This window comes from Nonomuraea soli, from assembly GCF_013761175.1.
Classification (GTDB): Bacteria; Actinomycetota; Actinomycetes; order Streptosporangiales; family Streptosporangiaceae; genus Nonomuraea; species Nonomuraea soli.
In genome coordinates, this window is the sequence record NZ_JACDUR010000005.1 from 468,092 (window position 1) to 484,030 (window position 15,939).

The 15,939-nt window shown below is 72.5% G+C and carries 6 protein-coding genes (1 of these 6 running past the window's edge); all 6 read right to left on the bottom strand.

Annotated features, from left to right (window positions below):
- Window positions 1-10,044: the start of a type I polyketide synthase gene (locus tag HNR30_RS46885; protein ID WP_220133984.1), read on the bottom strand. The gene continues 17,295 nt to the left of window position 1, outside the view; 10,044 of the gene's 27,339 nt are visible here — the first part of the coding sequence; its start codon is at window positions 10,042-10,044; its stop codon lies beyond the left edge, outside the window.
- Window positions 10,045-10,115: 71 nt separating this feature from the next.
- The gene (locus HNR30_RS25600; RefSeq protein ID WP_246379173.1) at window positions 10,116-11,006 is read right to left on the bottom strand and encodes an FG-GAP repeat domain-containing protein; all 891 of its coding nucleotides are present in this window, start codon (window positions 11,004-11,006) and stop codon (window positions 10,116-10,118) included.
- 171 nt (window positions 11,007-11,177) lie between these two features.
- Entirely contained in the window at window positions 11,178-11,948 is a 771-nt protein-coding gene (locus HNR30_RS25605) for an ABC transporter permease subunit (protein ID WP_181612561.1), read from the bottom strand.
- Window positions 11,948-12,847 carry an ABC transporter ATP-binding protein gene (locus HNR30_RS25610; protein WP_181612562.1) on the bottom strand — a complete coding sequence of 300 codons (900 nt, stop codon included), beginning with the start codon at window positions 12,845-12,847 and terminating at the stop codon, window positions 11,948-11,950. The genes HNR30_RS25605 and HNR30_RS25610 overlap by 1 nt, the downstream gene beginning before the upstream one ends.
- Before the next feature lie 30 nt (window positions 12,848-12,877).
- Window positions 12,878-14,296, bottom strand: a complete 1,419-nt coding sequence (locus HNR30_RS25615) for an isochorismate synthase (RefSeq protein WP_181612563.1) — start codon at window positions 14,294-14,296, stop codon at window positions 12,878-12,880.
- Window positions 14,293-15,903 (bottom strand): (2,3-dihydroxybenzoyl)adenylate synthase, encoded by a 1,611-nt coding sequence (locus tag HNR30_RS25620; RefSeq protein WP_181612564.1) that lies wholly within the window; start codon window positions 15,901-15,903, stop codon window positions 14,293-14,295. Before HNR30_RS25620 ends, HNR30_RS25615 begins: the two co-directional genes overlap by 4 nt.
- Between the last annotated feature and the right edge of the window lie 36 nt (window positions 15,904-15,939).

Here is a 15,939-nt window from a genome sequence, read left to right on the forward strand (position 1 = left end):
GATGACGACCTGGAGCTGGACAGGGCTGTCGTGGGTGAGGACGAGAGGCGCCTGCAGGGCGAGCTCGGAGACGCTCGCGCAGTCCTCGGTCTCCGCGGCCGCGCGCAACGCGATCTCCAGGAAACCCGTGCCCGGCAGGATGGCGGTGCCGTTGACCGCATGATCGGCGAGCCAGGGCAGGGTGGCCAGGGAGAGCAGTCCGGTGAGCGTCAGCCCGTCGCCGTCGGGGGCGGGGATCGCGGCGCTCAGGATCGGATGGTCCACGACGCTCAGGCCCGCTGCCGCCACGTCACTGACGGACCGGCTCGGCTCCAGCCAGAACCGCTGGTGCTGGAAGGCGTAGGTGGGCAGGGCCACGTGGCGTGCGGGTTCCAGGATCGCGGTCCAGTCGATCTCCACGTGGTGGGTGTGGAGGGTGCCCAGGGCCTCGATCAGCGAGCGGACCTCGTCGCGGTCCTTGCGGGCTGACGGGATGAAGACGCCCTCGTCGACGCACTGCTGCGCCAGAGCGGTGAGCGTGGTGTCCGGGCCGATCTCCACGAACAGGTTCGCTTCCGAGGCGGCCACACCATCGGCGAAGCGGACGGCGTCGCGCACATGCCGCACCCAGTAAGCGGGGTCCGTCACGGAACCGCTCGACATGATCGGGATCGACGGCTCGTTGAAGGTCAGCTGCGAGACGACCTGTGAGAAGTCGTCCAGCATCGGATCCATGAGTGGCGAGTGGAAGGCGTGCGAGACGCGCAGGCGACGGGTGCGGGCATCCACCAGGGCCGCGATCTCCTCGACCGCGGTCTCGCTGCCGGAGATGACCACCGACGCCGGACCGTTGACCGCCGCGATGCTGACGTCGGAACGGCCCTCCAGCAGGGGAAGGATCGCCGCTTCGGGAGCAGCGATGGCCAACATCGCCCCACCCTCGGGAAGCGCCTGCATCAACTGCGCACGGGCGGTGACCAGCGTGCAGGCATCGGCCAGAGACAGCACCCCAGCCACATGCGCGGCCGCGATCTCACCGACCGAGTGCCCGACCAGCACGTCCGGGGTCACGCCCAGCGAGGTGAGCAGGCGATACAGCGCCACCTCGAAGGCGAACAACGCCGGCTGCGTCATCCCCGTCTGGTTCAACGCCTCGACCGGCCCAGAGGTCATGGTCCCGCGCAGCTCGGCCGGGAGCAGGGCACAGACTTCGTCGAGCGCTTCGGCGAACACCGGGAACGCCTCCGCCAGCTCGGCACCCATGCCGACCCGCTGGCTTCCCTGACCGGCGAACAACATCGCCAACCGGCCACCAGCCGAACCGCTTGCCGTACCGTTCTCGGCCAGCGCCCGCAGACCGGCCACCAGCTCGGACCGATCGGCACCCACCACCACCGCGCGATGCTCCAGCAACGCCCGGCCAGTGGCCAGCGTCCAAGCCGGATCCACCTCCGGCCGCTCCTGCGCCCACTCCGCCAACCGGGCGGCCTGCGCCCGCAGAGCCTCAGGCGTCTTCGCCGACAGCAGCCACGGCGACACCGCAGCCTCACCCGCGACCGGTCCCTCGGCCACCGGACCCTGCTCGATGATCACGTGCGCGTTCGTGCCGCTCACGCCGAAGGACGAGACCCCTGCGCGACGCGGACGGTCGTCCACGTCCCACGGCCGAGCCTCGGTCAGCAGCTCGACAGCCCCCGCCGACCAGTCGATGTGCTCCGAAGGGTTCTCCGCGTGCAGAGTGCGCGGAAGCACGCCGTGCCGCATCGCCATGACCATCTTGATCACGCCGGCCACACCGGCGGCGGCCTGCGTGTGGCCGATGTTCGACTTCAGCGAGCCCAGCCACAGCGGCCGGTCACGGTCCTGGCCGTAGGTGGCGATGATCGCCTGCGCCTCGATCGGGTCGCCCAGCACGGTTCCCGTGCCGTGGGCTTCCACGGCGTCCACGTCGGAGGTCGTCAGACCGGCGTTGGCCAGCGCCTGACGGATCACCCGCTGCTGCGAAGGCCCGTTCGGCGCGGTCAGACCGTTGCTCGCACCGTCCTGGTTGATCGCGGTCCCGCGCACGACGGCGAGGATCTGGTGCCCGTTACGCTGCGCGTCGGACAGCCTCTCCACCAGCAGCACGCCGACGCCCTCGGCCCAGCCGGTGCCGTCGGCGGAGGCGGAGAAGGCCTTGCAGCGGCCGTCCTCCGAGAGCCCTCGCTGCCGGGAGAACTCCACGAAGGTGCCCGGTGAAGCCATCACCATCACGCCACCGGCCAGCGCCATGTCGCATTCCCCTGTCCGCAGCGACTGCGCGGCCAGGTGGAGCGCCACCAGCGACGAGGAGCAGGCCGTGTCGACCGTGACCGCGGGGCCCTCGAACCCGAACGTGTACGACACCCGCCCGGAGGCGACGCTGGCCAGACCGCCGGTGAGGAGGTAGCCCTCCACCGCCTCCGCGCCCTCGTAGCGGCGCGGGCCGTACTCCATGGGCGCGATGCCGGTGAACACGCCGGTCTGGCTGCCGCGCAGCCCGGCGGGGTCGAGGTTGGCGTGCTCGATCGCCTCCCACGACGCCTCCAGCAGCAGGCGCTGCTGCGGGTCCATCGCCAGGGCCTCACGCGGCGAGATCCCGAAGAAGGAGGCGTCGAAGTCGGCGGCGTTGTACAGGAAGCCGCCGTGGCGGGTAGAGGATGTGCCCGGGTCGTCCGGGTCGCCGGACAGGAGCCGCTCCAGGTCCCAGCCTCGGTCGGTGGGGAACTCCCCGACCGCGTCGGCGCCTGACGCCACCAGGTTCCACAGGTCCTCGGGCGAGGCCACCCCGCCGGGGAAACGGCAGGCCATGCCCACGATCGCGATCGGTTCGTCGAGGGCCGCGGTCCTGGCCGTCACCACGCCGGACCCGACACCGTCGCCGCCGAGCAGCTCGGCGCGCAGGTAGGCGGTCAGCACGGCCGGTGACGGGTAGTCGAACAGCAGCGAGCTCGGCAGTTGCAGCCCGGTGGCCGCGTTCAGCCGGTTCCTGAGCTCGATGGCCGTCAGCGAGTCGAAGCCGGCGTCCTTGAACGCGCCGTTCGCGCTGATCACGCTCGGGGTCACGTGCCCGAGCACCAGGGCCGCCTGGCTCCGGACCAGGTCGAGGAGGGTGCGTTCCTGCTCCTGGGTGTTCATCCCGCGCAGCTGCTCGCCGAGCGCCATCTCGCCGGACGTGCCGGAGGTGCGCCGCTCGACCGGCTTGCGCAGCAGACCCCGCAGCATCGCGGGCGCGGGGTCGGCGACCCCGGCCAGGTTCAGCCGGGCGGGCAGCGGCGTTTCCGCCGTCGAGGCGAGCGCGGTGTCGAAGAGACCCAGCGCCTGCTCGGGCGGCAGCGGGGCGATGCCCAGCCGGGCCCAGCGCGCCAGGTCGGCGGGTGCGAGCGTCGCGCCCATGCCGCCGTTGTCCCACAGGCCCCAGGCGAGCGCCGTCGCGGGCAGCCCGAGGGTACGGCGGTGCCGCGCCAGTCCGTCGAGGAAGGCGTTGGCCGCGGCGTAGTTGGCCTGGCCCGCGCTGCCCAGCGTGCCCGCGCATGAGGAGAACAGCACGAACGCCGACAGGTCCAGGTCCTTCGTCAGCTCGTGCAGCAGCCAGGCGGCTTCGGCCTTCGTCCGCCACACGGCGTCGAGCCGTCGCGGGTTCAGTGCCGGAACGACGCCGTCGTCCAGGACACCGGCGATGTGCACGACCGCGGTCAGCGAGTCGCACGAGGCGACGAGCGCAGCCAGGGCGTCTCGATCGGCCAGGTCGCACGTGACGAGCTCGACTCGCGCGCCGAGGCCGGTGAGCTCGTCCGCCAGGTCGAGCGCCGCGGCGGAGCGCGCGTCGCGGGTCGGCAGCACCAGGTGGCGTACGGCATGCGTGCCGACCAGGTGGCGGGTGATCGCCCGCCCGAGCCCGCCGGTGGCGCCGGTGACCAGGACGGTGCCGTCGGCCCTCCAAGGGGCCTCGCCCGGCGGCAGGTCGCGTTTGGCCAGCCGGGGGACGAAGATCCGGCCTTCTCGCACGGCCAGTTGCGGCTCGTCGTAGGCCAGGGCGGCCTCCGGCGGGCAGCTGCCGTCGTGGTCGAGCAGGACGAACCGGCCGGGGTACTCGGTCTGGGCCGAGCGCACCAGTCCCCAGACGGCCTTGGCGGCCAGGTCCGTCCCGTCGCCGGTGGCGCCCTCGGTGAGGATCACCAGGCGGGAGGACGGCGGGTGGTCGGCGGCGAGCCATTCCTGGACGGCGCCCAGTACCCGCGCCACGCCCTGACGTGCGCGTCCGGGCTCGTCACCGGACACGCCCTCCGGGGCGGTCCACGGCAGGAGCTCGTCTCCGGGAGCGGGCATCGCGCCGGTGGACGGCACGGGCGTCCAGTCGACCCCGAACAGGCCCGTGAGCTCCGTGGGCACGCCGGCCGGCCCTCCGGCCTCCAGCCAGTACCTGTCGCGCTGGAAGGCGTAGGTGGGCAGCTCGACGTGCCCGGACGGCACGGCGGCGAAGAAGGCCTTCCAGTCCGGGGATCGCCCGGAGGTGTGCAGCAGCCCGAGAGCCTGCACGAAGGTGCGCACCTCGTCGCGTTCCTTGCGTGCGGCGGCGACGAACACGCCGTCGGCGAGCGTCTGCTGGGCCAGGCCGGTGAGGATGCCGTCGGGGCCGACCTCCAGGAAGAGGTCCGCCTGCGCGGCGGCGGCGGCGTCGGCGAAGCGCACCGGCCGCCGCACGTGGTCGACCCAGTACTGGGCGGTGGTGAGCCGGCCGGGCTCCACGGGCCTGCCGGTGACGCTGGAGACGACCGGGATGCGCGGCTCGTGGTAGGTGACGGTGGCGGCGATGCGCCCGAACTCGGCGAGCATCGGCTCCATCAGGGGCGAGTGCGAGGCGTGCGAGACCCGCAGCGCGCGGGTGCGCGCGTTGATCCGCGCGCCGATCTCGCTGACCACCGAGGCGACGCCGGAGATGACCACCGAGGTCGGGGTGTTGACCGCGGCGATGGCGACCTGGTCCTCGCGGCCTTCGATGAACGGCTGGACGTCGGTCTCCGACGCGGCGATCGCGAGCATCGCCCCGCCCGCCGGCAGTGCCTGCATGAGCCTGGCCCGCGCCGCGACGAGCGTGCAGGCGTCGGACAGGGAGAGCACGCCCGCGATGTGCGCGCCGGCGATCTCGCCGACGGAGTGGCCGGCCACGACGTCGGGGTGGATGCCCAGGGAGGCGAGCAGCCTGGTCAGCGCCACCTCGAAGGCGAAGAGCGCGGGCTGGGTCATCAGCGTCTCGTTGAGCACGCCGTCCGGGTCGTCGACCATCGTCTCGCGGAGCCGGTGCGGCAGTTGCGCGTCGAACAGGGCGCCGATCTCCTCCAGCGCCTCGTCGAAGACGGGGAAGGCGGCGGCCAGGTCGCGGCCCATGCCGAGCCGCTGGCTGCCCTGCCCGGTGTAGAGCATCGCCAGCTTGCCGCCGCGCCCACTTCCGGTGATCACGTCGGGCGTCGCCGTACCGTCGGCGAGGGCGCGCAGGCCCGCGAGCAGTTCGTCGCGGTCGGTGCCGACGACCACGGCGCGTTGCTCCAGGGAGTCACGCCGGGTGGCCAGGGCGGCTCCGGCGGCGGCGACGGGCACGTCGGGTCCGGCCCACGCCGCGAGCCGCCGGGCCTGGGCCCGCAGCGCCTCGGGGCTCTTGCCGGAGATCAGCCAGGGGACGAGGGTCAGGCCGGAGTCGTCGGGTTCGGCGTCCGGCGCTCCCTGCTCGATGATCACGTGGGCGTTGGTGCCGCTGATGCCGAAGGAGGAGACGGCGGCCCGGAGGGGGCGTTCCCGCTGCTGCCAGGTGTGCTCTTCCGTGAGCAGCCGTACGGTTCCCGCCGACCAGTCGACGTGGGGCGAGGGCTCGTCCACGTGCAGGGTGCGCGGCAGCAGGCCGTGGCGCATCGCCATGACCATCTTGATCACGCCGCCGACTCCGGCGGCGGCCTGGGCGTGGCCGATGTTCGACTTCAGCGAGCCGAGCCACAGCGGCTGGTCCTCGGGCCGGTCCTGACCGTAGGTGGCGATGATCGCCTGGGCCTCGATGGGGTCTCCGAGCGTGGTTCCCGTGCCGTGCGCCTCCACGGCGTCGACGTCGGAGGCCGTCAGGCCGGCGTTGGCCAGCGCCTGCCGGATGACCCGCTGCTGCGAGGGGCCGTTCGGCGCGGTCAGTCCGTTACTGGCACCGTCCTGGTTGATCGCGCTGCCCCGCAGGACGGCGAGGATCTGGTGCCCGTTGCGCCGCGCGTCCGACAGCCGCTCCACCAGGAGCATGCCGACGCCCTCGGCCCAGCCGGTGCCGTCGGCGGAGGCGGCGAAGGCCTTGCAGCGCCCGTCCGCCGACAGGCCGCGTTGCCGCGAGAACTCCACGAACATGCCGGGCGAGGACATGACGGTGGCGCCTCCGGCCAGGGCCAGGTCGCACTCGCCCGAACGCAGCGACTGCGCCGCCAGGTGCAGCGCCACCAGCGACGACGAGCACGCCGTGTCCACCGTGACCGCCGGGCCCTCGAACCCGAACGAGAAGGCCACCCGCCCGGAGATCACGCTGGCCGTCGTGCCGGTGAGCACGTAGCCTTCCGCGCTGCCGGTCGCCTCGTGCAGGCGGGGGCCGTAGTCCTGCGCCGTCGCCCCGGCGAAGACGCCCGTACGGCTCCCGCGCAGCCCGTCGGGGCTGATCCCGGCACGCTCGATCGCCTCCCACGACGTCTCCAGCAGCAGGCGCTGCTGCGGATCCATCGCCAGAGCCTCACGCGGCGAGATGCCGAAGAAGCCGGCGTCGAACTCCGCCGCCTCGTACAGGAACCCGCCGTGGCGGGCGTAGGAGGTGCCGTGGCCGGCGGGATCGGGGTCGTAGAGCCGCTCCAGGTCCCAGCCGCGGTCCGCGGGGAACTCCCCGATCGCGTCCCGGCCCGAGATCACCAGCTCCCACAGATCGGCAGGGGAGACCACCCCGCCGGGGAAGCGGCAGGCCATCCCGACGATCGCGATCGGCTCGTCGTGGCCCGCCACGCGCGCGACGGCGGCACCCGGCCGCTCGATCGAGCCGGACAGCCGCGCGCGCAGGGACCCCGCCAGTACGGCGGGCGTGGGGTAGTCGAACAGCAGCGAGCTGGGCAACCGCAGACCGGTCGCGACGCTGAGCCGGTTGCCGAGCTCGACGGCGCTGTAGGAGTCGAAGCCGAGCGCCTTGAAGGTCGTGCCGGCGTCGACGGTGGCGGTGGTGGCGTGGCCGAGCACCAGCGCCACGCAGGTCCTGACGAGGTCGAGGAGCACCTGCTCCTGAGCCGCCTCCGTCAGCCCGGCCAGCTTGCCTGCGAGGGGAAGATTCGCCGATCCACCGGAGGGCGCCATACCTGCCGGCTCCCCGGCGGGCGACATGCCTGCCGGCTCCCCGACCGAGGCTCCGGCCAGCTCGCCGCCGGGCGGGAGCCCGGTCGCGCCGCCCGTGTCACGGCGGGCGGGATCCGTGCCCGGGGCGCCGCTGCCGGGTGACTCGGTGAGCCAGTGCCGGGTGCGCTGGAAGGCGTAGGTGGGCAACGGCACCCGCCGCCCGCCGGGCAGCACGGTCTCCCAGTCCACCTCGACCCCGCCGGCGTACAGCTCGGCCACGGCCAGGGCGGCGGCGAGCGGCTCCGGCCGGCCCTCGCGGAGCGTGGGGATGAAGCGCGCGCCGGTCCCGTGCGGCAGGCAGCGCGGGCCCAGCGCCGACAGGACGGCGCCCGGCCCGATCTCCACGAAGGTGCCGGTTCCCGCGTCGGCCAGGGCCCTGATGCCGTCGCCGAACCGGACGGCCTCGCGCACGTGCCTGACCCAGTGGTCGGGCGAGCCCAGCTCAAGGGCGGACGCCACGGCGCCTGTGAGGTTGGAGACGACGGGAACGGCAGGCTCGTGATAGGTGAGCGACTCGGCCACCTGCCTGAACTCCGCGAGCATCGGCTCCATCAGCGGCGAGTGGAAGGCGTGGCTGACCCGCAGGCGGCTGGTCTTGCGCCCTCTGCCGCGCATCTCCTCGGCGATCTCGGCGACGCGGCTCTCCACGCCGGAGACGACCACCGAGTCCGGCGCGTTGATCGCGGCGATGCCGGTGCCCGCGTCGAGGAGCGGAAGGATCTCCTCCTCCGTCGCCTGGACGGCGACCATGGCGCCGCCGGGCGGAAGGTTCTGCATCAGCCTGCCGCGCGCCGAGACCAGGGCGCAGGCGTCCTCCAAGGACAGCACTCCCGCGACGTGCGCGGCGGCGATCTCACCGACGGAGTGGCCGATGAGGTGGTCGGGGCGGATGCCCCAGTGGGCGTACAGGCGGGTGAGGGCGACCTCGAAGGCGAAGAGGGCGGGCTGGGTCGTGCCCGTCTCGTCGAGGCGGCCGTCCTGGTCGGTGAACATCGCCTCGATGAGGTCGCCGCCGAAGCAGGCGGCGATCTCGTCCAGGGCGCGGGCGAAGACGGGGTGCCTGCCGTACAGCTCCTGGCCCATGCCGCGGCGCTGGCTGCCCTGGCCGGCGTAGAGGAAGGCCAGGCCGCCCGTGCCGGGGCGGCCGGTCACCACCCCGGCGGCGGGCTCGCCCTCGGCGAGCTTGGCCAGGACGTCGGCCAGCTGGGCCGGGCCGTCCACGACGAGGCCGGCCCGCGCCGGGAACGCGGTGCGGGTGGTGGCCAGCGAGTAGGCGAGCTCGGAGAGTCCCGTCTCCGGGGTGGTCAGCAGGTGCTCGCGCAGCCGTACGGCCTGGCCGCGCAGCGCGGCGTCGTTCTGCCCGGACAGCGGCACGATCAGCGGCGGCGTGACCTCGGGGGGCTGCGGTGCCGCGACAGCGGAGGGCGGCTCGACGAGGACCAGGTGGCAGTTGGCTCCGCCCATGCCGAAGGAACTGACGCCGGCCACCAGCGGCGCGTCGGTGCGCGGCCACGGGCTCAGGGCGGTGTTGACCCGGATGTTGAGCTCGTCGAAGGGGATCTGCGGGTTGGGCGTCTCGAAGTTCAGCGACGCGGGCAGCTCCCGGTTCCGTATGGCCAGCGCGGTCTTCAGCAGGCCGACGATGCCCGCGGCTCCCTCGAGATGGCCGACGTTGGTCTTGGCCGAGCCGACGAGCAGGGGGGTTCCCGGCTCTCTGGCGGCGCCCAGGGCCGCGCCGAGCGCGCGGGCCTCGATGGGGTCGCCGACCCGGGTGCCGGTGCCGTGCAGCTCGACGAACTGCACGTCGGCGCCGCTCACCCCGGCCCGCTCGCAGGCCAGGCGGATGACCTCCTCCTGCGCGTGCTGCGCGGGCACGGTCAGCCCGTCGCCGCCGCCGTCGTTGTTGACGGCGCTGCCCGCGATGACGCAGTAGACGTGGTCGCCGTCGGCCAGCGCGCGCGACAGCGGCTTGAGCACGACGACGCCGCCGCCCTCGCCGCGGACGTAGCCGTTGGCGCGGGCGTCGAAGGTGTGGCAGCGCCCGTCGGGAGACAGGGCGCCGAACCGTGCGGCGGCCAAGGTGCTGTCGGGCGTGATGTTGAGGTTGACGCCGCCGACGAGGGCCAGCCCTGACTCGCCGTTGCGCAGGCTCTCGCAGGCCAGGTGGACGGCGGTCAGGGAGGCGGACTGCGCCGAGTCGACGGTCAGGCTGGGCCCCTGCAGGCCCAGGGTGTAGGAGATGCGGTTGGCGAGCAGCGCCCGGCTGAGCCCGGTCAGGCTGTGGCGGGTCAGGTTGCCCTGGAGCAGCTGCGCGTAGTCGCCGGCCATGGCGCCGATGTAGACGCTGGTGCCGCTGTCGCGCAGGCTGGCGGGGACGATGCCGGCGTCCTCCAGGGCCTCCCAGCTCAGTTCGAGGACCAGCCGCTGCTGCGGGTCCATCATGGCGGCCTCGTTCGGCGCGATACCGAAGAATTCGGCGTCGAAGTCGGCTATCGCGTCGATGAATCCGCCGCGCATTCCCTCGGTCTCCGGCGATTCCCAGCGGCCGGGCGGCACTTCTGTGATGGCGTCGCGGCCGTCGCGGAGCAGCCGCCAGAACGACTGCGGATCGGGGGCCTGCGGAAGTCGGCAGGAAATACCGACGATCGCCACTGCGTCGTCGGAAAAGGTACGGGAAGAAAGTTCGAATTGCATGTGAACCTGTCCAGCTTCCGACGGAGTTATCAGCTGATGACGTCGTAGATCTCGAACCCGGTGGCGACGGTGACCGGCTCCTCGAAGAGCGTGTCCGGGTGGTCCGGGTCGAATTTCCCGCAGTGGCGGTAGGCGGCCAGGGTGCCGTCCTGGTGGAGCGCGAGCAGGTCGGGGCGGCCGTCCAGGTCGATGTCGGTGAGCGCCATCAGGCGCATGTCCTGCCAGCCCGTGGCGACCGTGTGCCAGGTTCCCTCGGTGGTGTGGCCCGGCCGGCCGGCGAACTCGAACAGGTCCATGTCGCCGTTGACCCGGCGGACCAGCAGGTCGAGGGTGCCGTCGCCGGTGAAGTCGGCCATCGCGACAGGCAGGTCGTCGACCCCGATCTCGGTGAGCCTGACCGGCTCCTTGTCGTAGGTGTCGTTGCGGACCACGCCACGGTCGCGGTGCGGGAAGACGTCGACGTTGCCGGCGTCCTTGCCCCTGCCGAAGGTGTCGTCGGTGCCGGTGCCGGTCACGTCGGCGAAGCCGATCGTCTCCCACTGCTGGTCGTCGTCACGCCTGCCGGACACCCTGATCGGCTCGGCGAACGGGCCGATCTCGCCGGGCCCGCCCAGGTTCCGCAGCAGGAAGAACCCGTGCTCCCCGTTCTCGCCCGGGTTGATGCCGAATTCGTGGGCGCTGAAGGCGCAGATGTCCGCCTGGCCGTCGCCGGTCGCGTCGACGGCGCGGACGAAGAAGAAACGCCACCAGCCGAATCCGTCGCCGATGCGCACGGGATCGGAGAAGGTGGCGGTGCCGTCGAATTCACCGCTGTGCGGGTACACGAACAACTCTCCGGTCTCCGTGTTACGCACGAGCAGGTCCGGCCGTCCGTCACCGCGGAAGGATCGGCATTGACCGTTCGCGAAATTCGCCGCCATTCTGAATGCTCCTCCCGACAGGTTCCACCGATTTCAGTATTCGTGGGCCGCGAGAGGCCGAGTAACCCCTAGAGGCCACTAAAGGCGCTGGTAGAGGCCCCAGTAAGGGGTGCCGGGCACGACGACGCCCGGCGGCCGGGGCGGCACGCCGGGCGTCGTGGGGGGCTGTGGTCAGGCGTCCCTGGACCTGAACACGGCGAAGGCGGCCAGCAGCAGGACGGCGGTGCAGGCCGCCATCAGGCCCAGGCCCGTCCACGGGGCCAGCCGTTCCGGGTCGGGGACCGTGGAGGTGATCCGCAGACCGGCCTGGATCGGCCAGTAGACGGTGACCCAGTCGCCCATGGCCTGGGGCATCAGGCGCGGGCCGATGATCGGGATGATGAAGTTGACCGCGACCACCACGGTCGTGGCCGCCATCGTGTCGCGCAGCAGGACACCGATCCCGACGCCGATCAGGCCCACCAGGACCCAGATCAGCCCCATGCCGAAGACCGCGCGCAGCACGCCGGGGTCTGCGAGCGAGACCGCCGGCGCGCCGTTGGCGCCGATCGCGATCTGCCCGAGCAGGAACGAGCCGAAGGCGGCGACCTCCCCCATCACCAGGGTGATCAGCCCGAACGTCCAGACCTTCGCGGCCAGCAGGCGCCCGCGCCGCGGCACCACGGTGAGGCTCGTCCTGATCATCCCGGTGGCGTACTCGGAGGTCACCGCGAGCACGCCGAGCCCGCCCACGCTGATCTGGGCGAACAGGAAGCCGCCGTACATGCTGATGTAGGCGGCGTCGAACATCGCCCCGGCGGCCTGGGCGTTCTTGCTCGCGCCGTTGGCGGTGAGGAAGCCGGCGCCGATCATGACCGCCACGGTGGCCAGCAGGACGGGGACGTTCGACGGGATCGAGCGGAACTTGGTCCACTCCGAGCGCATCGTCTCCACGGCGGCCATCACGCCACGCTCGCCTGGAACTCGACGCTGTCGCGGGTCAGGTCCATGTACGCCTGCTCCAATGAGCGTTGGGGGGTCAGTTCGGTCAGCACCACTCCGGCGGCGAGCGCCTCCTCGCCGATCCTCCTGGCCTCCAGGCCGGTGACGATGAACGAGCCGTCCGTCCCGCTCTGGACGGTGCCGCCCGCCTCGACCAGCCGGGGGACCAGTCGCTCGGCGTCGTCGGCGCGGACCAGGACGTTGGAGCCCTGGCGGACGAACTCGCCGATCCCGATGTCGGCGATCAGCCTGCCCTTGCCGATGACGACGAGATGGTCGGCGGTCTGCGCCACCTCGCTCATGAGGTGGCTGGAGACCAGCACGGTGCGGTTCTCGGCGGCCAGGCCACGCATCAGTTCGCGGATCCACTTGATGCCCTCGGGGTCCAGGCCGTTGACGGGCTCGTCGAACAGCAGCACCTTCGGGTCTCCGAGCAGCGCCACCGCGATGCCGAGCCGCTGGCCCATGCCCAGGGAGAAGGATCCGGCCCGTTTGCGCGCCACCGACGCGAGACCCACCAGCTCCAGCACCTCGTCGACCCGGCGGGCTGGGATCGCGTTGGTCTGGGCTAAGCAGAGCAGGTGGTCGCGTGCCGTACGCGACTTGTGGACGGCACGGGCGTCCAGCAGCGCACCCACCTCGTGCATGGGGCGGGCCAGCCCCACGTAGTCGTGACCGTTGACGGTCACCGTGCCGGCGTCGGGCCGGTCGAGGCCGAGGATCATCCTCATGGTCGTCGACTTGCCGGCCCCGTTCGGCCCCAGGAAGCCGGTGACCCTGCCCGGTTCGACGCTGAAGGTCAGGTCGTCCACGGCCGTCTTGGCGCCGAAGCGCTTCGTCAGCCCGGTTATCTCAATCATGGTCGAGTGCCTCTCGAAGGTGGTTTCCGATCAAGAGGTTCCCACCCCGACCGGCCCGTACCCGGGAACGGCGAGAGCATCGAGCATCGTACGGAACTTGAGCCGGGTCTCCTCCAGCTCGGCCTCGGGATCGGAGCCGGCCACGATCCCGCAGCCGGCGTAGAGGGTGGCGGTGCGTCCGTGCAGGTGGGCGGAGCGCAGGGCCACGGCGAAGTCCCCTTCCTGGTCGGTGTTCATCCAGCCGACGGGGCCCGCGTACCAGCCCCGGTCGAAGGGTTCCGCCGCGGCGATCCAGTCCAGGGCGGCCTGCCTCGGATGGCCGCCGACGGCGGGCGTGGGATGCAGCAGCTCGACCAGGTCGAGCACGCCGGTGTTCGACGGGTCGGCGATCCGGCCCTCGATGCGGCTGTGCAGGTGGCGCAGGTTCGGCAGGTCCATCACGTACGGCTCGGCGGGCACCCGCACGTCGCCGCACACTCGCTCGAAGGCCTGGCGCAACATGGCGGTGACCATCTGCTGCTCGCGCCGGGACTTGTCGTCGGCCAGCAGGGCGTCACGCAACCGGGTGTCCTCCGCGGGCGTCGTGCCCCGGGGCATGGAGGCGGCCAGGCTCATCGACCTCGCCTGGCCGGCGCGCACGCCGACCAGCCGCTCCGGTGTGGCGCCGACGAAGGCGTGCCGGTCCAGGGCGACCGCGAAGACCGTGCTGCCGGGCTGTCCCTCGATCAGGGCGCCCACCACGGACGGGATGTCGTAGGAGCAGGGGGCGTCCACGCGCAGCTGGCGGGCCAGCACGGCCTTGCCGAACGCGCCGCCGCCGACCTGCTCCACCGCGCGCCCCGCCAGCGCCTTCCACTCGTCGGGCGGAGGCACCTCCGTGACCGTCGTGCCCTCCAGGTGAGGGCTGCGGCACGGGCGCCCGCCCACCGCGGTGAGCCAGCCGTACGCCTGGTTGACCACCCGCGCCACGTCGTCGGGTACGGCGGGGCCGGGTTCGACGCCGACGCTGAGCGCCAGCACGGTCGGCCCGCCCGCCTCCCGTGAGATCAGCACCCTCGGCACCCACATCAGCCCGTCGGGCATGGGCCCGTCGCCCGGAGCGAAGGCGAAGCCGCCGACGAGCGACGGCGTGCCGCGCGGCCCGGTACCGCCCTCCACGACGTCACGGGCGGCCGGTTCCCAGCCCGCCCTGACGGCGGCGAAGCGCGCGGTCCCACGGCCGGAGAAGTCGGCCGCGGTGCCCATGGCCAGGACGCTCGACTGCGGCGAGATCCAGACGAAGGCCCGCCGCGTGTGGACGAACAGCGGGATCAGCAGCTCGGCGGGATCGACGGGGTCGATCTGCTGGCGCCAGGTCGCCAGGGTGGCGCGGCCGCTGTTGCACGCCTCGGCCACGGCCTTGGCGTGCACTTCCATGAAGCCGGACAGGTCGATGTGGAACGAGGTCATCCAGAACTCCCCGTCGTGCCGAACATACTCGCGAGCTGCTTCTTGCTGACCTTGCCGAGCGGGGTCAGCGGCAGCGCCCCGACGATCTCCAGCCGGTCGGGGAACTTGAAGGCCGCCACTCCCCTGTCGCGCAGGAACGCGGTGAGCTCCACCAGCGTCGGGGGCTCTCCGCGCGGCACCACGCAGGCGCAGCTGCGCTCGCCGAGCACCTCGTCCGGCACCCCGACCAGGGCGACCTCGCGGATGTTCTGATGGGCCAGCAGGTGGTTCTCCACCTCCTCGGCCGCGATCTTGTCACCGCCCCGGTTGATCTGGTCCTTCACCCTGCCCTCGAAGATCACGTGGCCGGACGGCAGCAGCCGTACCAGGTCACCGCTGCGGTAGAAGCCGTCGGCGGTGAAGGAGCGCGCGTTGTGCTCGTCGGCCCGGTAGTAGCCGCGGGTCGTGTACGGCCCGCGGGCCAGCAGCTGGCCGACCTCTCCCGGGGGGACGTCGTTGTCCTCCTCGTCGACCACCCGCACCTCGTCGGCGGGCGAGACCGGCAGCCCCTGGCTGATCAGGACCACCTCCGGCGGATCGTCCGGCCGGTGGAACCCGCACAGGCCCTCCGCCATGCCGAAGGCCTGCTGCAGGCGGCATCCGAGTGCGGGCTCCACCCGGCGAGCCAGCTCCGGCTGGAGTTTCGTGCCGCCGATGGTCACCCGGTTCAGACTGGAGATGTCGTACTCACCCCAGTCCGCGGCTTCCATCCAGAGCAGGGCGGCGCCGGGGATCAGGCCCGTCTCCGTCACCCGCTCGCGCTCGATCAGCGGGAAGGACTCGTCCGGGCTCGGGCCGGGGGCCAGCACGAGCGTCGCCCCCGCGTGGAAGGTGGCCAGCAGCCCGTGGGTCAGCGGCCAGTTGTGGCACAGCGGCAGGCTCACCATGTGCACGGTGCCGGCGTGGTAGCCGCACGCCTCGCCGACCGCCCGCCCGCTGTAGCTCCACTCCTGGTGGGTGCGCGGCACCAGCTTCGGCACCCCGGTCGTGCCGCCCGACAGCAGGAACAGCGCCACCCCGGCGGGGTCAGGACGCGGCAGGTCGGGCAGGAGGTCGCCGTCGACCTCGGCCAGGGGCACGAAGCCGCCGGGCTCGCCCGCCACCAGGACGTGCTTGACCGTTGGCACGCTCGCCACCACCTCGGCGGCCAGCGTGCGGTAGTCGAACCCGAGATGCGTGTCGGCGACGATGTAGGCCGTCGCCTCGGTGAACTCGCAGAAGTAGGCGATCTCGCTGCTGCGGTGCGCGGGCAGCGCCATGACCGGCAGGGCGCCGATCCTGAACAGCGCGAACAGCACCACCACGAGCTCGGGCACGTTGGGCAGCTGCACGACCGCGCGGTCACCGGGGCCGATGCCGAGGCCGAGCAGGCCCGCCGCCATCCTGTCGACCCTGGAGTCCAGCTCGGCGTAGGTCCAGCGGTGCGGGTCCACCACGAGAGCGGTCCTGCCGGGGTGGTCACGCGCCTGGCGGCGCAGCAGCTCACCCAGGTTCTCGTCCGTCCAGTAGCCGGCGTCCCGGTACCGCCGCGCGAACTCCTCGGGCCAGGGAGTGAATCCATCGAGCACGGGCTCGTCCTTTCCGTCTCGGCCTCCTGCCACCGG